Raw genomic sequence first — 20,825 nt, forward strand, 5'->3', positions numbered from 1 at the left:
AAATGCCGTGCTACAATGGCCGGAAATGACAATGTGGCTGGCTGGTTTGCTCGGCAGCTTACTCGTTGCAGGAGCAGCTTTGCTTAAACGCTCGCTGACGTTAAGTGGTGCAGTAGCGGCCAGCGTGATGGGAACGATTTATTTTGGGAGCGGAAGCCTCATTTGGTTCGGCTTATTGCTTACTTTTTTTATAACGTCAACGCTATGGTCAAAATGGAAAAAACGGATGAAAAGCCGGTTGGACGACGTTTACGAAAAATCGGGTGCACGTGATGCAGGTCAAGTGTTTGCTAACGGTGGCATCGGGATGGTGCTTTGCCTTGGACATGCCTTATTTCCGCATTCTAGTTGGCTATGGGTATTTGTCGGTGTTATGGCAACGGTCAACGCGGACACGTGGGCGACCGAAATCGGCAGCTTGAGCCGCAAACTGCCACGTTCGATATTAAGCGGACAACAAGTTCCGGCTGGAACGTCTGGCGCGGTGTCCGGTTTAGGATCGTTAGCTGCTGTCGGTGGCGCGTTAACGGTCGGGGTGGCTGGCGCGTTATTTACGCTGTTGTCGCCAGAACCGTATTTGACGGCATCGGTCTATGAACTATTAGCTTTAATAACGGCTGGGCTGGTAGGTGGCGTTATCGGTGCCTTTACCGATTCTTTGCTCGGTGCCACCGCTCAGGCTGGTTATCGCTGTAACACATGTGATGTGTTCACCGAGCGCCGTGCCCATTGCGGGCAGCCGACAACGCTCGTCCGCGGATTTGCATGGTTGAACAACGATTTGGTCAACCTGATTAGTTCTTGCGCGGGCGGTGCTGCGGCATGGCTGTGTGCCTTGTTATTTGGCCTTGTGTGAACGGTATAAATCGACATAATAGATAGGGCATGTTATTATTCGAACTAGAGCAAGTGGCAGTAAAGGAGGTGAACGCGATGAGTTACGCTCAAGCACCTAAATTGAGTTTAATTCTCGATGCAGCCTACGAGCTTTTCGGTTCCAACGGTTTTTACGAAACGAAAATGTCTGAAATTGCGGAAAAAGCGGGCATCGCTAAAGGAACCTTGTATTTATATTTTAATAGTAAGGAACAGTTATTTACGGCGATTACCGTGCGTGATTTTGAACAGTATGCAGCAGAGCTGGAGTTTGGATTACAGAAGTGCCATTTGTTGATGGAGAAGCTTCAATTTGTTGCTGAACATCATCTCCGATACTATTTTAATCGTAAACAGTACACGAATTTGTTTTTTAAAGCGCCTAATAACGATCCAGAGCTGATGAAGGCATTGGGTGCATTTATGTATCGCTATACCCATTTAATTGCAAATATAATGGATACCCACGGCTTGTCCGAGCCGATGTTACTAGCAAAATCGTATGCGGGAATGCTTGATATGCTCAAAATGGACATTTTATTCTCGCCAACGTTTACGGAGACGGATTTACAACAACGGGTCCATTTTTCAGTAGATTTGTTTATGAATGGTTGTGCCGTACAAGCGAGAGCATGAGTCTGATCACGCTTTAGGGGTATCCTTTTACGAACAGAAGTGTGTATAAGAAGTTTAAAGGGAGAACAGGGAGAACAATAGGTTCTCCCTCGTTTTGTGAACGGCGATAAGGTGCGTCTGGACTGGCTTAGCTGTTGGATTCATAAGCCGTACGTGGAGGCGCCCTTGTCGCTATGGATGGAGGAAAATAATGATGCATGTGATGACGATAGATAATGTAGGAAAAAGCTATGGTGAAAAGACGTTGTTCCGCAACGTTACGTTCGGCATTGAAGCTGGTGATAGGTTTGGTATTATCGGGGTCAACGGTACAGGAAAATCAACGTTTCTGAAAACGGTCGCTGGTATAGAGGCACCGGAAGAAGGACGCATTCTGATGGCGAATCGGGTGACGTTGCAATACGTATCACAAGAGCCTGAATTTGATCCAAATGTGACCGTATTAGACCAAGTTATGGGCGGGAATCTACCGGAAATGATCGCTGTACGCGTGTATACGGAGTTGTTGGAGAAGCTGCGTCACGAGCCGGATAATGAACAGCTTCAGACCAAATTAGTGCGGGCCAGCGACGATGTGGATCGTCTTAATGCTTGGCAACTGGAAAGTGAAGCGAAGACGATTTTGTCGAAGCTTGGTATTGATCGTTTTGATGCACGAATGGGCGAGCTATCAGGTGGCCAAAGGAAGCGGGTTGCGTTAGCTTCAGCACTTATTCAGCCATCAGACGTGCTGCTGCTGGATGAGCCGACGAACCACATCGACAACGAGACGGTCGCTTGGCTGGAAACGATGCTGCAAAAACGTTCCGGCGCCTTGCTTATGATTACGCATGATCGCTACTTTTTGGATCGGGTCGCTAACCGCATGATCGAGCTGGATCAAGGTAGAGCGTTCTTTTATGAAGCGAACTACACGCATTTTTTGGAGTTAAAAGCGGACCGTGAGGCTCGTGAAGATGCGTCTGAAGATAAGCGTCAAAATTTGCTTCGCCATGAGCTTGCATGGATGCGTCGAGGTGCTAAGGCACGGACAACGAAGCAGAAGGCACGGATTCAACGATATGAAGAATTGTCAGGGCAAAGCGCGGCTGCCAAAAATGATTCGGTCGAGTTGTCCGCTGCTTCAACACGGTTGGGCAAAAAGATTATGGAGATCGAGGAGCTTGGCTGCCAAGCTAACGATCAATTGTTGTTCCAAGGTTTAGATTACATTGCAGTCCCGGGAGATCGCATCGGAATTATCGGGCCCAACGGAGCGGGCAAATCGACGCTGCTACGCGTTATAGCGGGTGAACGGCAACCGGACCAAGGAACGATTACGTTAGGCCCAACTGTCAAGATCGGTTTCTTCACGCAAGAGCATGAAGAAATGGATGGATCGATGCGTGTTATCGAATACATTCGCGAGGCAGCAGAGACAGTTCGTACAGGCGAGGGACATACGATTTCGGCAGCACAGATGCTAGAACGCTTTTTGTTCAATCCTACGATGCAATGGACGCTTGTTGCTAAGTTATCTGGCGGCGAGAAGCGGCGCTTGCAATTGCTGCGTATGTTAATGACTGCACCGAACGTTCTGTTGCTGGATGAGCCAACCAACGATTTGGACATCCAAACGTTGTCTGTTTTGGAACAGTATTTAGACGATTTTCCAGGTGTCGTCATTACGGTATCGCATGATCGTTTCTTCTTGGATCGTGTGGCAGAGCGTATGTGGTCGTTGGAAGCGGGCCGAATTCACCAGCATGTCGGTAATTATTCGGAATATATCGAGTGGCGTACGGCTAACGGACCTTCAAGTGCCCTTGAATCAGGGAAACAGTCGTCATCTGGGACATCTGGACGTAAGGAAAAGGATGCAGGCTTGGCAGAGCGTGCGGAAGCTGACCAACAGCCCCAGAAGGATGAGCGTAAAAAGCTGAAAATGTCCTACAAGGAAGAACGTGAGTACGAGCAAATTGAAGGCATGATTGCCGACACAGAAACGAAGCTCGAGTCGATTCAACGTGAGATGGAGCTGGCATTCAACGATGCTGTAAGGCTACAGCAATTGATGAGCGAGCAGCAGGCAACAGAGGAGCGCCTTAACGAGCTGATGGAGCGCTGGACGTATTTAAGTGAACTTGCCGAGCAGATTGAGGCGAGCAAAAAGAAATAGCGGCTGCAAAAGCTCTCGATATCTTAAAGAGAAAGGGGTACTCCATATGGAGTACCCCTTTCTGCTTGTCAAGAAACCTCTGTTCGTTAAGACGAGGGTTTCTCTTCATTGAGATAACGGCAAGTAGCTTCGCACGTATCGGTTGGTAGTCAGTTGATCCCTTGATCCCTTGTGCCCTAACCGTTAATAGTCAGCTGAGTCACTGACTCCTCTCCTAACGGTCGCCACAGTTGTTATGTCAGCGAATATGAGCCCATTCAACATGTAACGGTTATGACGGTGTTTATTACGCTGAAAACAGCTGGATTTTGAATGAAATTGGAGCAATAAGCTCACCCATAACCGTTAGAAATTAAAACGAAGTAAATCTGGCGATATAGCCATTATGGCAACCGTTAAGAACTAACTTTGCTTTCTCGACAGCCTGAGGGGTACTCCATGTGGAAGCACCCATCTACATATCCTTACATAATCTACGAGACTATCTGCGCGGACATGTTATGCACCCGAAGCTTCACACGTCAGCATGTAATGCTGCTCACGGCATGTAATCGCAGCTTCTAGCGCTGCTTGGGCACCTATGGACCAGTTCGTAGTTGTCATGGCTTGGTTCCCGCAATGTTTACAATCGTTCGGCCCCAAGTTTGCCCCTCCAGCATACGAGCAGCGACAGCTGCGACTTCCGTTAAATGGATCTCGTTCACACGTTGTAGCTGCACGAGATGGGCCCAATCTGTTGCAATACGCGACCATAATGCGCTGCGGCGGGCTTGGTCCACATAGACCGAATCGATACCATACAATGTGATGCCCCGTAAAATAAACGGATACACCGTCGCCGGCAGCGAACTACCTGCCGTCAGACCACTCGCGGCAACCGCGCCGCCGTAGTGAAGGGAAGCAAGCACGGCAGTCAATATCGGACCGCCGCACACATCCACGGCAGCAGCCCAACGCTGCTTATCAAGCGGCCTTGGCCGCTCTGGCAGCAGTTCCGTGCGCGCCATAACTTCCTTTGCGCCAAGTTGACGCAAAGCATCTGCCAGCTGCGGCTTACCGCTTACCGCAGCTACCTCGTAGCCACCAGCGGCCAGCATCGCCACCGCAAATGTGCCTACGCCACCGCTTGCGCCAGTAACGAGCACTGGCCCGTCTTCAGGCTTTACACCATGCCGCTCAAGGCGCTCGATGGACAGCGCGGCCGTTAAACCAGCTGTGCCGAAAATCATGGCATCACGGCAGCTCAACTCTTCCGGCAGCGGAATAACCCAATCCGCTGGCACGCGGGCATATTCGCTTAGGCCACCATCATACGACACGCCAAGTTCATATCCTGTCACAAGGACACGTTGCCCCGCCACAAAACGAGCATCGGTACTGTCCACGACAGTACCAGCCAAATCAACGCCAGGCACGAACGGGTACGATTTCACAATATTACCGTTTGGTGAGCAAGCAAGTGCGTCCTTGTAGTTCAAGCTGGAGTAGGCTACCTGTATCGTAACGTCCCCGCTTGGCAGCTCATTCCACTGACGGGTCTGAACCCGTGCTTGAACGTCACCCTCTCCCGTCTTGTTTAAGACGAGCGCTTGATAAGCTTGATTCACAGCGAATTCGCCTCCTTTATGCCGCATCTTGCAAATCATGCAGATCATGCACATGTAAGCCGTTTCAACCGATTATTTCATTCACCATCTCTACACAGATGGATTCCGCCTTATTCACAAATGTAAGCTGCCAACAAGCGCGCCGTATTTATGACCGCTTGCTCATGCGTGCGCTCCATCGCGTGTGAAGCTTGTACACCGGGCCCGATCAACGCGGCGCGAATGTTATTTCCACCGCGCAGCGCAGCAGAAGCATCTGAGCCGTAAAAAGGATAAATATCTGTGACGTATTGGATACCATCGCGTTCTGCCAGTTCAATGAGCGTACCCGTCATAAAGTAATCGTATGGCCCTGATGAATCTTTGGCACAAATCGAAACATCTGTCTCCTTGCAGTTTAAATCATCACCGATAGCTCCCATATCAACAGCAATCATTTCCGTAATATCAGCAGGAATATAAGAAGCGCCATGACCAATTTCCTCATAATTCGTGATGAAAATGACCGTATCATGCCGTGGCTGCCACTTGGTCCGACTCATACTTTCCAACAAGCCGAACAGCGCGGCAACACTCGCTTTGTCATCCAAATGGCGTGACTTTATAAAGCCAGAAGGCGTGTGGACCGCCCGAGGTTCAAAGGAAACATAGTCGCCTGTACGAATGCCAAGCTGCTGTGTATCTTTTTCTGTATGTACAAGTTCATCAATACGGACAACCATTACTTTGTCATCACGTTTCAACTCATCAGAGTTTCGAAACACGTGGGTCGAAGGTTGATTCGTCTGGATCGTGCCCGTGTACACTTTGCCAGAGCGGGTATGAATTTGACAATATTCATTTTCAATGGCGTTCATCATATAGCCACCGATTGAAGTGAGGCGTAAAGTGCCGTCGTCGTTAATGGAACGTACCATTGCGCCGAGCGTGTCTGCATGAGCAGACAGACAAATGACGCGGTTTGCATCGCTCGCATGACCGGAAACACGAATTATGCCACAGCCTTTTTGCGTACTCTCATAAGTAAAGCCAAGCCGCTTCGCTTCTTGAGCGATGCGCTCCATGATGTGATGTGTATAACCGGTTGGGCTAGGAGTATTTAACAGCTCAAGTAAAAACGATAGGACGTAATTGTCGTCAATGGATACATGCAACGCTTCTGGACGTACGTTCGCATGGGGGGGCGTCTCGTGATGTTCATTTGTAGTCATGTTGTGTGGTCACTCCTTATGTATAATTGAGTAACGTGCAAGTGACAGATAACCAAAGAACGAGCTATCACTTACACGGGGGAACTTGTTAAATCTTGTTGGTGGAATCTTCTTCCGTAGGTACAAGTGCCTCTGTAGGCATTAAATACCCTGTAGCGTCGATAACATGTGCTAGCTGCTGCTCAAGCATCTTTATTTTTCGCTGCATTTTATACTGCAAATAAATGCTGTAAGAGCCGACGATTAAGGCGCCGAGTACGGTACAGCCGAGTATAAGCAAAATGAGCGGCACATCAAAGGTGCCAAACAATAAATTGACTTGCACCGGTTCTACGTTGATCACGGCGAAAATAGCCGTAATTAACGCAAACAATAGGCCTGCTAACAAAGACCATTGAATTCGCATAAGATGTCCTCCTTTTCCCTGTTGTAGGGAGTTGGTTTCATGTGGTGATGTAATATCAGTATAATGTTCGACAGCGAGTGTCACAAGTTGAAACGAAGTTTAATTATAAAGTGAGGAGGGATAGTATGGAAAACTTAGAAGCAGATGTTGTCATCATTGGTGGAGGACTAGGTGGAACGATTGCAGCTTGGACGTTAGCGGAGCGAGGGTATCGTGTTCTGATGACAGAAGAAACGGATTGGATCGGGGGCCAGCTAACGAGCCAAGCTGTTCCTCCTGATGAGCATCCGTGGATTGAGGAGTTTGGCAGTACGCGCAGTTACAGGGCATTTAGACACGCTGTACGTAATCATTATCGGGATTCGAATCTTATTTTACCTGAGGTGGCGCAGCACGAAAAATATGTGACCCAATTCAATCCGGGGAGTGGATGGGTCAGTCGGTTGTGTCATGAGCCGCGGCTTGCCCATGAGATTTTGCTGCGAATGCTGGCGCCACACTTGAAGAGTGGTCGCTTACACATCATGGTTGAGACGATACCGGTAGAGGCTGATTGTGAAAAAGATGAGGTAGAGCATGTTGTGGTACGGCATTTGCCGAGCGGTTGCTTAACGCGCTTGAGGGGAAGCTTTTTTGTGGACGCGACTGAACTAGGTGACTTGCTACCGCTAGCAGGGATCGAGCATGTTGTTGGTGCAGAGTCTGCTGCGGATACGAAGGAACCACACGCACTGCCGGAAGCTAACTCACGGGACATTCAATCGTTTACGATCGTTATGGCGTTAACGATGGATGAGCAGCATCCTGACAAAGGGGAAATGATCCCTAAGCCGGAGATGTACGATTGGTGGAAAAAGTTCCGGTACCCAGATTCCCCGTATCCACTGCTCAACTGGTGGGACATTAAGCCAGGTACAAAAGCGGAATATCGCAAGTTCGTCTTACTTTCAGACAATTGGAAGGACTACCCGTTATGGACATATCGACGGATTATAAATCGAAAGCAGTTTAAGCCAGAAGTATATCCGCATGACATTTCCCTTATTAATTGGCCGCAAAATGATTATTCGCTCAAATCGCTAATCGAAAGTGATTACAATGAGCGTCAACGAATCATTGAAGAAGCGCGTCAATTAAGCTTATCTTTGCTCTACTGGCTTCAGACTGAAGCGCCGCGTCATGACTCGGGCTTTGGCTATCCTAATTTAAGTTTGCGTGGAGACGTGCTTGGCACAAAGGATGGGCTGGCGAAAGCACCGTACATTCGCGAATCACGCCGCATTCGAGCGCTGTATACGATTACGGAAGGTGACGTAAACAAAGAAATACGCCAGCAGCAAGGGCTTGGTATTCGTCGATATGAGGATAGCGTCGGAGTGGGCCGATATTTTCTGGATTTGCATATGACGACAGAAACACGCCGGACAGCTTATATTCCTGCTTTGCCGTATGAAATACCACTAAGCGCACTGCTGCCGATCCGTGTTCGTAACGTGCTGCCCGCTTGTAAAAATATTGGCACGACGCAAATTACGAATGGTTGTTATCGCTTGCATCCAACCGAATGGAACATCGGCGAAGCGGTAGGGCATTTACTTGCGTATGCGTTGCAACATGAATTGACGCCACACGACATACGATTCCAGCGTGAACATTTGCACGCCTATCAAGCGGAACTGGACGCTGCAGGGGTGGAGCGAAGCTGGCCATTTGACGGAAAAGAGCTGTAAGGCTAGCCAGTCGTTGTTAGGCTTAAGGCTGCTAGGTTGTTGTAAGGTAGTTAGCTTGATATTCGCTGTGTGTACAGTTTGGCGTTAACAGCCGATAAGGCGACAAGCCTGCAAGCCTGCAAGCCCACAAGTCAACAAGCCCACAAGTCCATCAGTCCGCAATTCATAACATTTCACACGTGACGAGCAAAATAAAAGAGGCGAGAGCATCCGCTCTTCGCCTCTTGTTATTAAGCATCAACAGCTTGCTTACTTGGCTGCTGTTTGCTCCATTTCTTCAATCAGCGATTCCAAAATGCTCATCGCTTCTTCAATCGGAGCCGCTGTAGACATGTCTACGCCTGCTTTTTTCAAAATATTGATCGGGTAGTCGCTGCCCCCGCTCTTCAGGAAGCCCAGATAACGCTCAACCGCTGGCTGGCCTTCCTCCAAGATTTGCTTGGAGAAGCTTTGCGCAGCTGAAAAGCCTGTCGCGTACTTGTACACGTAGAAGCTTGTGTAGAAGTGAGGGATGCGTGCCCATTCCATTTCAATATCTTGATCAACGACCATGTCGTCGCCATAATATTTTTTGGACAGCTCATAGTAAATTTCGCTCAATACTTGAGCAGTCAATGCCTCGCCTTGCTCAGCGCGTTCGTGCATAATCATTTCGAACTCCGCAAACATCGTTTGACGGAACACCGTCGTACGATATTGATCCACGTAGTACGCCAGCAAATACATCTTCTCTTTCGGATCGGTTGTCTTCTTCAGCAAATAATCCATCAACAACGCTTCGTTCAGCGTGGACGCAACTTCAGCCAAGAAGATCGGGTATTGCGCATCACGGTAACGCAAGTTATTGTCCGAGAAATAAGTGTGCAGCGCATGACCCATCTCGTGAGTTAACGTGAACATGCTGTTCAAGTTGTCTTTATGATTAAGCAGTACATACGGGTGAGTGCCATAAGCGCCCCAGCTATATGCTCCCGTGCGCTTGCCTTCATTTTCGTACACATCGATCCAGCTATTGTCATAGCCGTCTTGCAGCACATTCAAATAGTTTTCGCCAAGTGGCTTCAAGCTTTCTTTCGTAATCTTCTTGGCTTCATCGTATGGAATCTTCATATCGAACTCGTCTACAATCGGTGCAGACAGATCGTACATATGCAGCTTGTCGACTTTGAGCAGCTTCGTGCGCAATTTCATGTAGCGATGCATAAGCGGCAAATGCTTATGTACCGTTGCAATGAGATTCGTATACACTTCTTTCGGAATGTTGTCGCCGAACAGCGACATTTCGAGTGCAGAAGGATACTTGCGCGCTTTGGCGTAAAATAAGTTCTTAGTCACGTTTGCGCTTAATGTCGCTGCAATCGTATTGCGCTGTTTACGGTACGTCCCATAGACAGCTTCAAATGCACGTTCACGAACACCGCGATCACGGCTCTCCAAAAATTGCGAATAGCGGCCGTGTGTTAATTCAACTTCTTCACCGGCTTCATTTTTAATTTTCGGAAACTTCATGTCTGCATTGTTGATCATGCTGTAAATAGACTCGGGACCTTTAGACAAGTTCCCAACTTGAGCAAGCAAAGCTTCTTCAGCTTTGGAAAGAATGTGTGCTTTTTGGCGTTTCATTTCAATGAGTGTGAAGCGGTATGGTTCCAATGCTGCTTCTTGAATCATCTTATCAAGTTGCTCATCAGACAGGGACAAAATTTCTGGTGTAATGAAGGATAATGCTTCGCCTACCGTAACCGACAGCTTCTTTGACTTTTCAGCCAATGCAAGCGGCTGCGGAGCTGCTGTATCCTCATGATGACGCATATTGGCATACACGTATAGACGCTCGGTATGAAGAGAAATGTCATCTTCCAATTCAAAGCACGCTTTGAGCGTTTGAACATCGCTTAATTTACCTTGGTATTGCTTCATTTTCTCGACGAGTTGATGTACAAGGGTATATTCTTTCTCCCACTCGGCTTGAGAACCTAGTATATCTTCCAGTCTCCACCGATTCTCTTGCGGCACGTCTGAGCGTTTAATCACCTGTTGCATATGTACCCTCCTCATGGATTTGGACTGTGGTAAGAGGCTATTGCCGTATGTATATGGAGTCCACGCATGTACGTTCGTACTGCGGGACCCTGTAAAGAGAGTAGTGCAAAGCATAACTCCCACAATCGATACTACAACTATATGGCGCTTCCTCACAAAAATAAACCTCCTGTCGTCAATCGCCCCAGATGAGACGACTTAGGCTTGTGAGGTAGTATGGCCGAATTTCGGTTATTCTAATATGAAGCTAGACCTATCTTCCTAAGTTGAAGGCAGAATAAACAATAAGGAAGAAGGCAAAAACGATGAATACGAGCGAACATATAGCCATCCAGCGGCGTAAAGGAACGGGGACAGTATCCTTTTTCCATATAAGGAGGCCACCTAATATGAAGGCTAACACAATAAATGCAATCGTATTAAAGGAGTTCATGCAGGCACCTCTATACTTGCTTGAAGGCATCCATAATGGATTGCCACTCATCTTCCTTACCTACGAATTTCTCTTTTGGGAAACGGTGCTCAGCCCAGTTCATCATGGCTGGGCGGCTTAGAAAGTGATGCGTATCCTCGCCCCATTCTTGGGAAATTTCGCGGAGGATGAGGTGGCGTCCTTGTACTTCAACCGTCAGCATGTTCCATTTGTCTGTCTTGTAAATAACGTGTGTCTTAAACATAATAAATCTCAAACCTCGTTTCTGTAGTGAAAAACAGCGCGTCGCTGCTCTGTTTCTTGCTCAATCGATCATTATCGTTCATCATAACCTAAGCCTTCCCATGAAATCAAATCAATTGTTTAGGCAAATCAGTTGCGTTGGACAAATGAGATCCGTATAATGGAAATATTCGCCTTTAGGGTGGAGATTGTGAGGAGGTTTTGAACTTGAAAGGTACTGTTAAATGGTTTAATGCCGAGAAAGGCTATGGGTTTATCCAGGTGGAGAACGGTGACGATGTATTCGTTCATTTCTCTGCTATTTCAGGAGAAGGCTTTAAGTCTTTGGAGGAAGGTCAGGCAGTTGAGTTCGAGATTTCGCAAGGAAACCGTGGTCCACAAGCCGCTAACGTCTCTAAAGTATATTGAGGTTGTCACAAGAAATGATCATTTTATAACTTAAAATCTCGCTACGATATGAATAGCAGTCCGCACCGGGCAATCGGTGAGGGCTGCTTTATTTTTGTGTTCAGCAAACGGTGTCGGCATGACAATTTACTTTTTCTTTGACCAGCTTAAAGCTGTAATGATAAACTTATATATTGTTGAAACTGTTTGATAGGGAGCGTAGAAATATGCCTAAGTTTAAGCTATTTAAAGACCGTAAAGGAAAAGCCGATCAGGCAAAGAACAACCAGTGGGTGAAATTAAGCCGCGAAATATATATGCAAGCCCGGAGTGGTGGACCAAACCCAGACTCGAATTTTGGCTTAAAGACGGCGATTGCTAATGCACGTGCCATTAAAATGCCGGTAGACAATATCGATCGTGCGATTAAAAAAGCAACGGGCGGAGCAGATAGTGTCGAGTACGCAGAAATCGTATACGAGGGATATGGACCAGGCGGCGTTGCCATTATGGTTCGCGCCTTGACGGATAACCGTAATCGCACAGCTGCTGACGTGCGTTCGATTTTTAATAAGCGTGGCGGTAACATGGGTGAGTCTGGCTGTGTATCGTATATGTTCGATCACAAAGGACTGCTCGTCATCGATCGTGAAGCATACGAAGTGGATGAAGACACCATGATGATGCAAGCGCTGGAGAGCGGCGCTGAAGATATTGTTGTGAATGAAGACAGCTTCGAAGTGCTGACACATCCACATCAATTTGAAGAAGTAAAGAAATCGCTTGAAGAAGCAGGCTACGAGTTCCAAAGTGCGGATGTTCGTTATCTTCCGCAAAATATGGTAGCAGTGGACGGAGAAAATGCGGAGAAACTGCTTAAAATGATGGACGGATTCGAAGATAACGATGACGTTCAAGACGTGTACACGAACTTCGAGGTTAGCGAAGAAGAAATGGCGCGTATTCAAGGTTAGAACTCTTGAGTTCGGGCCATGGACATTCCTGAAATGAACAATTGACATGATCATAATAGAAGCCCCTGTTGTTGTCCTCATTCCTTGTCCTTAAGGTGTATAAGACCACGCAGGGGCTTTTTATGTGGTGCTGTATTCATCTCGCTTTAATCTTGATTTCATCACGGTCTGATCTGAACGTTATCACTTTGCCCGTATGTCTATTTATTAGCCGCATAATGTCCGACTAATTATTGTATGATACGCAAGATGTCGTCAACCTCTTTGCGAGCAGGTGAGGCAGGTGTAACTTTCGGATATCCTAGCGCTAGCACCATATTAACTTGACGATCATGCGGAATGTCGAGCAGTTGCTTTATCGCTGCTTCCGCTAATAATACGGGACCGGTCATCGGGCATGTCGCCAGACCGCGGGCGTGAGCGGCTAGCATCACGTTCTGGATGGCAAGGCAACTGCTCTTAATGCCTTCTTCTTCCCATATGGAATCTGGAACTAAGCCGATCGGATCAAAAATGCGTTCTCTAAATTTAGAGGTATACGGCGTTGCTAGCGCGATAATGAGCACGGGAGCATCGGAAAATGCTGTCGCATAAGGCCCAAATGAACGCGTCAACATGCGTGCTTCCCTAGCGAGCCCTAGCGCTTCCGCCTCGTGCCCTCGTTTATGCAGCGCATCCCATGTCAATTCTTCAATTTGCTTGATGATGTCACGATTTAAAATGGCGATAAATTCCCACGTTTGTGAATTCGTATCGCTAGGCGCATATCGCGCACACTCCATAATTTCGCGTATATGTTCCAATTCAACAGGACGATCCATATAATGACGCACGCTGCGACGTTGTTGAATGACTTCTTTTACTAATTCGTAAGTTGTCAAATCGGTTCCTCCGCTCCTGTGAAAGTATTTGTGAGCTGATGTTAGTATCTGGTGCTAATATATTAGCATGGGCTGCTCGAGAAATGCAACGACTCATTCGAATTGTTTATTTTCGGAGAGACTTTAAGCCCTCAGCGCGTTGTGAATACCAAGCTAGCGCTCCAAAGCCGAGCGAGGCTGCCAAGGCGAACATCGTGCTGGTGTAATAAACCACATCCTTACCATACGCTTGCATGAGAACGCCCCCGATCGTTCCGCTTAGCAAGCCCGCGATGCTGGACCAAACAATCGTATACACAGCCATGCCTGTGGAACGATATTCGTCAGGAATAACACGGCTAAGGTAACGAATCGCGACAAAGAAAAAAATGCCGAACGATACGCTATGCAGCACTTGTGTAGACAACATCCATATTGGGTCTTGCAGCACGGCGAGGAGCAGAAAGCGAATCGTAAACATCAAGCAGGAAAATGCGAGCAGCGGCAGTTCCTTAAACCGATCGCCATACGCGCTTAATAAGAAAAAGATTGGGATTTCGCTAACAGCAGACAGCATCCATGCCAAGCCGACGAGTGATTCGTTAGCGCCAAGCTCAATCAATGCCAATCCCAGAAACGCCTCGTTCAAACGGTGAGCGATTGCTAACAGCAGCACGAATAGGAAGAACAACACGACTTCACGCTGTTTCAGTACCTTCCATAGTCCGCCAAACTCCATTTTTTTCACTGTCGTCTGTTTGGCTTTCTTGTCCGTTAACCGAAAAGCGAGCAGCAGCGAGACTGTACCTAAGGCAATGACGACCCATACGCTATATTGTGCGCCTATGGAGCCCAACACAAAGCCAAATACGAGGCCGGATACGGCAAAGCCGATCGATCCGAACACGCGAATGCTAATGAAGCTTTTACCCTCTGCTTCTGCGGTAACGATTGCGAAGCTATCCAATAAAGGGAAGATAGGAAAGTAAAAGAAGTAGAAGGCGATTAGCAAGCTTGATACTGCGGCAAATGATGTTATTTGGCTCAAAGCAAGCGATATAATCAGATATCCAATTAATAGTACGATGATGACCTTTTTCAACGTCCTTAGCTTATCACTTGCAACGCCCCAGAATAGATTGGATACGATTGAGACTAGTGGACCGACTGAATATAACAATCCAATTTGCACACTATTAAAGCCTAAAGATTTGTAATACAGCGGAAAATAAGACACGACAATAGAAGCAATCATGAAGACGGTAAACACAAACGCGCGAAGCCAATTGGCTTCATGATGACTTGTGTAATTTGACATTGTGCATAGCTCCTTTATGTAATTCATGCTGCAAAAACATCTTGATGGGGATAGAAATATAGGCTTAAAAATAGTTATATAAGCACCGCTAAGTATAGCATGTTCGCCTAGTAGGGAACAGTATTTCCCAGCTTATGCGTGAAATAGCGTTTACATCTTCAGCTGAGAGTGGTAAATTAACTCCAAAGTATGTTATCGGGCGTGTAGGGTATGAATTGTAGGTTGGAACGTCGGGACATTTTGACGTTTAGGTTGGACGTCGTGATGATGAAGTAGGAGTACGGAATGAAAGGATGAGCTTCATGAGGAGCTTTTACTTCGTACGGGATAAGCGGTTAGGCATTGATGTCCCTGTGATGGATGGACAGTGGGAAGATGTGCCGTGGGAAGAGCGTGCGGATATTTTAATGCGTTGGGAAGAAATACGAGGCCGCATTCCTGACCGTATTCAGGAGCTTGAGCGGATGATTGTCGTCAAGCAAGCCGCATTGTATGAGGAAGAGCATTTCGAAACATCCTGTAAAATTAATTATGAAATAGCGGAATTAGCAAGTATGATTAACGATTTACATTTATGGTATCGTTTGCACCAAGAATTCGATTCCAAGATTCACCATTAAAAAAGGTTGGCTTAGATGGTTTGTGCAAAGTGTCACTTCGTAATATAATTATATCGGCTTTAATGAGATTATCGGCTAAAATGAGTACAGGTCCCAGCAAGATCGACTTGGAGATCGGAGGCTTTCCTTGAATCGGCAGCGTTGTACGACATCCCCACAAGGGCCGGTACGACTAATGTACCGCGTATACAAATTTATATTGCCTGAAGTCCGGTCAGCGTTAGCGAAATGGCGCGCTCGAGCGGAACTTATTCCTAACGAGGAACTGCGCAAGCAGGCGTTAGCCAGCATTGCGACCAAACAGTTCCACTGCGAGGGCGGAGCTGTATATGCGTCTGTCCGACTGGACAAGCGTGATGTGCTCATTCCGCTCATTGTGGCATTTCAGACGATTAGCGATTATTTGGACAATTTGTGCGACCGGAGTACGTCGCTGGATGCGGATGACTTCCGTTTACTGCATCAATCGATGTTGGATGCGGTGCAGCCAGAGCTGCCGATGCGCGATTATTACGCGTTGCGGGAAGATAAGGATGACGGGGACTATTTGCGTGCTTTAGTGCAAACATGCCGCGATTGCATCCAGCAACTCCCCGGATATGCGTCAGCGCAAAGCGAAATCGTGAATTTGGTAAGTCTTTATTCCGATTTGCAAGTGCACAAGCATATTCGCAAAGAACGGCGAGAACCTGCCTTGCTTGCATGGTGGGAGCAGCATGCTGCAGACTTTCCAGACATCGGTTGGAATGAGTTTGCTGCAGCAACAGGCTCTACTTTGGGTGTATTCCAATTATTCCTGTCTGCCTGCGATGAACGGCTTACTGTTGCCGAAACTTTGGCGATTAAACATGCTTATTTTCCGTACGTGTGCGGTCTTCATATTTTGCTCGATTATTTAATCGATCAGGAAGAAGACCGAGCTGGGGGCGATTTGAATTTCTGTAATTATTACGATGGGGAAGCGACGGTTATACAAAGAATCGGCCGTTTTGCTGACGAGGCGATAGCTCGAGTGAGCTCGCTACCTAATGGGCGTTTTCATCGTATGATTATAGAAGGGCTGCTCGCCTTGTATTTGTCAGACCCGAAAGTTAGCGAGCAAGGAGAGGTTCGCAACGTATCTAAACGTCTGATGAAGAACAGTCCGCTCATGCGGTTGTTTTTCTGGCTAAACAGTCGTTGGATACGCAAACATATGTATTGATAGGATAGAGGGAGGAAACTTACATGACTGCAGTAAAAAAGATAGCCGTACTTACAAGCGGCGGAGATTCCCAGGGGATGAACGCAGCCGTGCGTGCGGTTGTTCGTACAGCGTTATTCCACGGTCTTGAGGTTTATGGTGTTCAGCGTGGTTACCAAGGACTTTTGAACAATGACTTGCGCAAAATGGACATTCGTAGCGTAGGTGACATCATTCAACGCGGGGGTACGATTTTGCAATCGGCTCGTTGCCAAGAGTTCCGTACACCAGAGGGTCAGGAAAAAGGTGCAGAAATTTTGCGCTCCCATGGCATCGACGGTTTGATCGTAATTGGTGGCGACGGTTCTTACCAAGGCGCTAATAAACTAAGCAAACTAGGCATTAAGACGATGGGCTTGCCTGGTACAATCGATAACGATATTGCATTTACTGATTTCACAATCGGTTTTGATACAGCGGTAAGCGTTGTTGTTGACGCAGTTAACAAATTGCGTGACACGATGAGTTCCCACGAACGCTCCTCGGTCGTAGAAGTAATGGGCCGTCATTGTGGCGACATTGCACTTTATGCAGGTTTGGCAAGTGGTGCAGAGTCGATTCTCGTGCCGGAAGTTCCATTCAGCATTGATGATGTTGCGAACCGTATGCGCGAGAATTTCGAATGCGGCAAGCGTCACAGTATTGTTATCGTGGCTGAAGGCGTTGGTAAAGGCGAAGACATCGTTAACGGCATCATTGAACGCTGTCCGACTGTAGAGCCACGTGTTACGGTTCTTGGCCACATTCAGCGTGGCGGCGCACCGACTGCGATTGACCGCATCTTGGCAAGCCGCTTAGGTGACTTTGCAGTCCGTCGCTTGATGGAAGGCGATTCCGGCAAAGGCTGCGGAATTATTAAAGGCGAACTCGTTGCGACTGATATCGATCTCGTCGTGAATACGAAAAAGGAATTCAATACGGAATTGTACGAATTAGCAAATCGTTTGTCTCAGTAATAAGACAACGACCGACGTGGATTCGTTCATATAGAGAAGCCCATCGAGCTAAGTTCGGTGGGCTTTTTTGCATGCACATTTGCATGCGAAAGTGGTATAAATCACTGCCCTCAAATCATATTTATGACAAAATTGTTTATTTATCTCTCTCGTTTTGATAAAATAGTTTTCGATAAAGCTTATGGCTTTGGCTATAAGTGCCTCACATGTGTTTCAAATAGAATACTAGAGTAGAACAGAATGGGGGTGTAGCTCCTTAGCAGTCGCGATGGAAGGAATGATTTTGGTTTCTATTCTTTTATTTTATGGAGGTAAATAACATGAGAAAAAAGATTATGGTCGTGTTGTCCGCAGCTGTCTGCTTAAGTCTGCTAATGTCAGTCAGCCCGTACTCAGCTAGCGCTAATAATGGAAACGGAAATACAGGCAGATATGTAAATGGTAACCCGAACGCGAATACAAATGTTAATGCTAGTCCTAGTGACGCTCAGCGCTTTTTACATCTGAAGGGGGGCAACGTTGATTTAAAAACTTCCCCATCATTGGAAAATCAAACATTCGATGCATCCTCAAACAAACGCTCACTGTACATTGTTCAATTCAAAGATGTCATTACAGAGAAATCCAAGCAAGTATTAACCGCTGCTGGTGCAGAAGTGGGCGATTACGTGCCTGACTTTGCCTACTTAGTCCGAATAAATGGCGAACAAGCACAGCAAATTGCCTCCAGCGAGCTCGTATACGGTGTGACACCATATCAAGCCGATTGGAAAGGATTTAACTCGTTATCAGAATACGAGACACTAACAACTGTGCCAGACACCTACATTATTACCGTCTTCAAAGGAAGCGCAACTTCCATCACCTCTACACTCAACACACAAGCAACCACCAACATTAAAGTAATCGGCGATTCGATTGAAGCCAAACTGACCACTGAGCAATTGCAGCAACTACTACAGCACGAAGATGTCCTTTTTATAGAACCTAAACTTATTTATGATGCAGATAATGATTTTGTGACCGGACAATTGAAAGCATCGTCGCCAAACGGATTATGGAGCCGTGGATTAACCGGCACTGGGCAAGTTGTCGGTGTTGCCGATAGTGGTCTTGATACAGGTAACGAGGCTACATTACATCGCGATTTTACGGGGAAATTGCATACCACACCGATTGACTATGGTGGGGACAATGATTGGTCTGACCCGAATGGACATGGCACACACGTCGCAGGGACAGTATTAGGGATCGGTACGGAATCCAATGGAAAATACAAAGGAGTTGCTCACGGAGCTAAGCTGGTGTTTCAATCTTTGCAATGCGCCGATGGCAACGGATTTTGCTATACCGATATTAGAGACATTTTCCGTGATGCACAGCAAGCGGGTGCTAGTATCCATACCAACTCATGGAGCGGTCGTGTCAATGAATACAATTCCAATGCCGTTAAAACAGATGAGTTTTTAGCGCAAAATAAATCGTTTACGATTTTGTTCTCTGCTGGAAATCGTGGACCAGCCAACGACACTGTCAATACGCCAAGTGGAGCGAAAAACGTGCTGACAGTCGGCAATTTGCTGAAGTCCAACCCGAATACGATCCGTTCTTCATCCAGCCGCGGCAACACGTCAGACGGCCGGATTAAGCCTGATGTGGTCGCAACAGGATCAGACATCATATCGGCTCGCTCATCTGTATCTAGCAATACCCCGAGCCCAAATGAGTTCTACACACGGAAATCGGGTACTTCGATGTCTACGCCAGCTGTGGCAGGCGCAGCCACACTCGTACGTCAATTTTATACGACAAATAAAAATATAACACCTTCTTCTGCACTGATTAAAGGTACACTCATTAACGGTGCGCAAGATGTTGGCTATGGCTGGGGCAGCCGCGAGACGGGCTGGGGACGCGTCGATTTGGAAGCATCCTTGTTCCCGACCAACAATCGCAAAGTTGAGTTCGTCGATCAGGCGATCGGGCTTGGTACAGGGGAATCAAGCACACACCAAGTAACGGTTCAAGCTGGACAGCCGCTCAAAATTTCGACGGTGTGGACGGACCATCAAGGAACAGAATTAGCGGCAAAAGCATTAGTGAACGACCTTGATATTGAAGTGAAAGCTCCGGATGGTCAAGTGTTTAAAGGGAACTGCTTTGTGAGCAACGCAGCCAGCACCTCATGTGCGTCTGCCGATCGCCTCAATAATGTAGAAAATGTGTATATCCCTACACCGCAAGCGGGAACGTATACCGTCACGATCAAAGGTTTCAATGTGCCTCAATCGAAGCAGCCATATGCACTTGTCGTTTCCGGTCATCAATTGACATTGCAATAACGTTCGAAGTGAAATTATCGCTTGACGCTCCTTGCTATGTTTTGTATTATTTCGGCAAGGGAGACCAAGGACATGTTCGTATACCGAATGGAAGCACGCCCATCATCAGACATGACTACGACATCATATACGGTATGATTACGGCTTGAGAACAATGGTCTCACTCTATGAACAAAAGGAGAGAAACACATCATGCGCGTTACGTTAATCGCCGGAAGCAATCGTAAACAAGCATCAACGACACAGCTCGTGCAATACATAGCTACAATACTTCGCGACAAAGGCCATGAGGCAACAGTGATTGATTTGGCAGAAGTTCAGCTTCCCCTATATTGCCCAGACGGCAATGGAGACGATGCTAACGTAGCGAAGCTGAAAGATGCAGCATCAGCGGGAGAATTAATTGTGCTTGCGACGCCAGAATATCACGGCAGCATGTCCGGTGTACTGAAAAATGCTCTTGATTTCTTAGGCTTTGAGCATTTTGATAACAAAGTCGTATTGTTAGCTAGCTCTGCGGGCGGTGCAGTGGGGCTCCATTCGTTGACGCATATGCAGACCGTGATTCGTAACTTACACGGTATTTGCTGCCCAGAGTGGATTTCACTCGGTGGCGATGCTCGTCAATTTACAGAGTCAGGTGAGCCAGCTCAAGCTAATGTCATCCAGCGTGTGACCAAAACGGTAGACTACTTCCTCACACTTGCCGAGCGCACACGTAATATCTAGCATGAATGTTTAACTGCAACCACATGCATCCTTAAGCATCCTTATGTAGTCTC

At 47.1% G+C, this 20,825-nt stretch carries 18 protein-coding genes; 11 read left to right on the forward strand and 7 right to left on the reverse strand.

Annotation, left to right across the window (positions count from 1 at the left end; translation table 11 throughout):
- The first annotated feature begins 25 nt into the window (after positions 1-25).
- From KIK04_RS18205 to KIK04_RS18215, 3 genes are all read left to right on the forward strand, one after another.
- A complete protein-coding gene (locus KIK04_RS18205) occupies positions 26-856 on the forward strand; it encodes a DUF92 domain-containing protein (protein WP_232278806.1) in 831 nt (276 codons plus the stop codon).
- Positions 857-933: 77 nt separating this feature from the next.
- Entirely contained in the window at positions 934-1,512 is a 579-nt protein-coding gene (locus KIK04_RS18210) for a TetR/AcrR family transcriptional regulator (RefSeq protein WP_232275011.1), read from the forward strand.
- A 193-nt stretch (positions 1,513-1,705) separates the two neighbouring features.
- A complete protein-coding gene (locus KIK04_RS18215) occupies positions 1,706-3,670 on the forward strand; it encodes an ABC-F family ATP-binding cassette domain-containing protein (RefSeq protein ID WP_232278807.1) in 1,965 nt (654 codons plus the stop codon).
- Positions 3,671-4,269: 599 nt separating this feature from the next.
- On the opposite strand, the gene KIK04_RS18220 is transcribed toward KIK04_RS18215, so the two are convergent.
- From KIK04_RS18220 to KIK04_RS18230, 3 genes are all read right to left on the reverse strand, one after another.
- Positions 4,270-5,277 carry an oxidoreductase gene (locus tag KIK04_RS18220; RefSeq protein ID WP_232275012.1) on the reverse strand — a complete coding sequence of 336 codons (1,008 nt, stop codon included), beginning with the start codon at positions 5,275-5,277 and terminating at the stop codon, positions 4,270-4,272.
- A 110-nt stretch (positions 5,278-5,387) separates the two neighbouring features.
- Positions 5,388-6,431 (reverse strand): M42 family metallopeptidase, encoded by a 1,044-nt coding sequence (locus tag KIK04_RS18225; RefSeq protein WP_232278808.1) that lies wholly within the window; start codon positions 6,429-6,431, stop codon positions 5,388-5,390.
- 145 nt (positions 6,432-6,576) lie between these two features.
- On the reverse strand, positions 6,577-6,894 hold the full coding sequence (locus tag KIK04_RS18230; protein WP_232275013.1) for a LapA family protein: 318 nt from the start codon (positions 6,892-6,894) through the stop codon (positions 6,577-6,579).
- Between the two features lie 125 nt (positions 6,895-7,019).
- Here KIK04_RS18230 and KIK04_RS18235 point away from each other — a divergent pair, with 125 nt between their 5' ends.
- Positions 7,020-8,624 carry an FAD-dependent oxidoreductase gene (locus tag KIK04_RS18235; RefSeq protein ID WP_232275014.1) on the forward strand — a complete coding sequence of 535 codons (1,605 nt, stop codon included), beginning with the start codon at positions 7,020-7,022 and terminating at the stop codon, positions 8,622-8,624.
- A 249-nt stretch (positions 8,625-8,873) separates the two neighbouring features.
- Here the strand turns inward: KIK04_RS18235 and pepF are convergent, their stop codons facing one another.
- Complete coding sequence (pepF, locus tag KIK04_RS18240) at positions 8,874-10,667, reverse strand: oligoendopeptidase F (protein ID WP_232275015.1); 1,794 nt, start codon at positions 10,665-10,667, stop codon at positions 8,874-8,876.
- 443 nt (positions 10,668-11,110) lie between these two features.
- Positions 11,111-11,344 carry a hypothetical protein gene (locus tag KIK04_RS18250; RefSeq protein ID WP_232275017.1) on the reverse strand — a complete coding sequence of 78 codons (234 nt, stop codon included), beginning with the start codon at positions 11,342-11,344 and terminating at the stop codon, positions 11,111-11,113.
- A gap of 206 nt (positions 11,345-11,550) precedes the next feature.
- On the opposite strand from KIK04_RS18250, the gene KIK04_RS18255 reads away from it, so the two are divergent.
- The gene (locus KIK04_RS18255; protein WP_232275018.1) at positions 11,551-11,751 is read left to right on the forward strand and encodes a cold shock domain-containing protein; all 201 of its coding nucleotides are present in this window, start codon (positions 11,551-11,553) and stop codon (positions 11,749-11,751) included.
- A gap of 206 nt (positions 11,752-11,957) precedes the next feature.
- On the forward strand, positions 11,958-12,704 hold the full coding sequence (locus KIK04_RS18260) for a YebC/PmpR family DNA-binding transcriptional regulator (RefSeq protein WP_232275019.1): 747 nt from the start codon (positions 11,958-11,960) through the stop codon (positions 12,702-12,704).
- A gap of 230 nt (positions 12,705-12,934) precedes the next feature.
- Here the strand turns inward: KIK04_RS18260 and KIK04_RS18265 are convergent, their stop codons facing one another.
- On the reverse strand, positions 12,935-13,585 hold the full coding sequence (locus tag KIK04_RS18265) for a nitroreductase family protein (RefSeq protein WP_232275020.1): 651 nt from the start codon (positions 13,583-13,585) through the stop codon (positions 12,935-12,937).
- A 106-nt stretch (positions 13,586-13,691) separates the two neighbouring features.
- Positions 13,692-14,882, reverse strand: coding sequence for an MFS transporter (locus KIK04_RS18270; RefSeq protein ID WP_232275021.1), 1,191 nt, complete (start codon positions 14,880-14,882; stop codon positions 13,692-13,694).
- A gap of 302 nt (positions 14,883-15,184) precedes the next feature.
- Here KIK04_RS18270 and KIK04_RS18275 point away from each other — a divergent pair, with 302 nt between their 5' ends.
- The 5 genes from KIK04_RS18275 to KIK04_RS18295 all read left to right on the forward strand — a co-directional run bounded on the left by KIK04_RS18275 (position 15,185) and on the right by KIK04_RS18295 (position 20,772).
- Positions 15,185-15,502, forward strand: a complete 318-nt coding sequence (locus KIK04_RS18275) for a hypothetical protein (RefSeq protein ID WP_232275022.1) — start codon at positions 15,185-15,187, stop codon at positions 15,500-15,502.
- 175 nt (positions 15,503-15,677) lie between these two features.
- Positions 15,678-16,706 (forward strand): tetraprenyl-beta-curcumene synthase family protein, encoded by a 1,029-nt coding sequence (locus KIK04_RS18280; RefSeq protein ID WP_232278809.1) that lies wholly within the window; start codon positions 15,678-15,680, stop codon positions 16,704-16,706.
- 23 nt (positions 16,707-16,729) lie between these two features.
- Positions 16,730-17,701 (forward strand): 6-phosphofructokinase, encoded by a 972-nt coding sequence (pfkA, locus tag KIK04_RS18285; protein WP_232275023.1) that lies wholly within the window; start codon positions 16,730-16,732, stop codon positions 17,699-17,701.
- Between the two features lie 320 nt (positions 17,702-18,021).
- Positions 18,022-20,043 (forward strand): S8 family serine peptidase, encoded by a 2,022-nt coding sequence (locus tag KIK04_RS18290; protein WP_232275024.1) that lies wholly within the window; start codon positions 18,022-18,024, stop codon positions 20,041-20,043.
- Between the two features lie 192 nt (positions 20,044-20,235).
- A complete protein-coding gene (locus KIK04_RS18295) occupies positions 20,236-20,772 on the forward strand; it encodes an NADPH-dependent FMN reductase (protein WP_232275025.1) in 537 nt (178 codons plus the stop codon).
- Positions 20,773-20,825: the final 53 nt, after the last annotated feature.

The organism is Paenibacillus sp. 481 (assembly GCF_021223605.1).
Taxonomy (GTDB): domain Bacteria; phylum Bacillota; class Bacilli; order Paenibacillales; family Paenibacillaceae; genus Paenibacillus_B.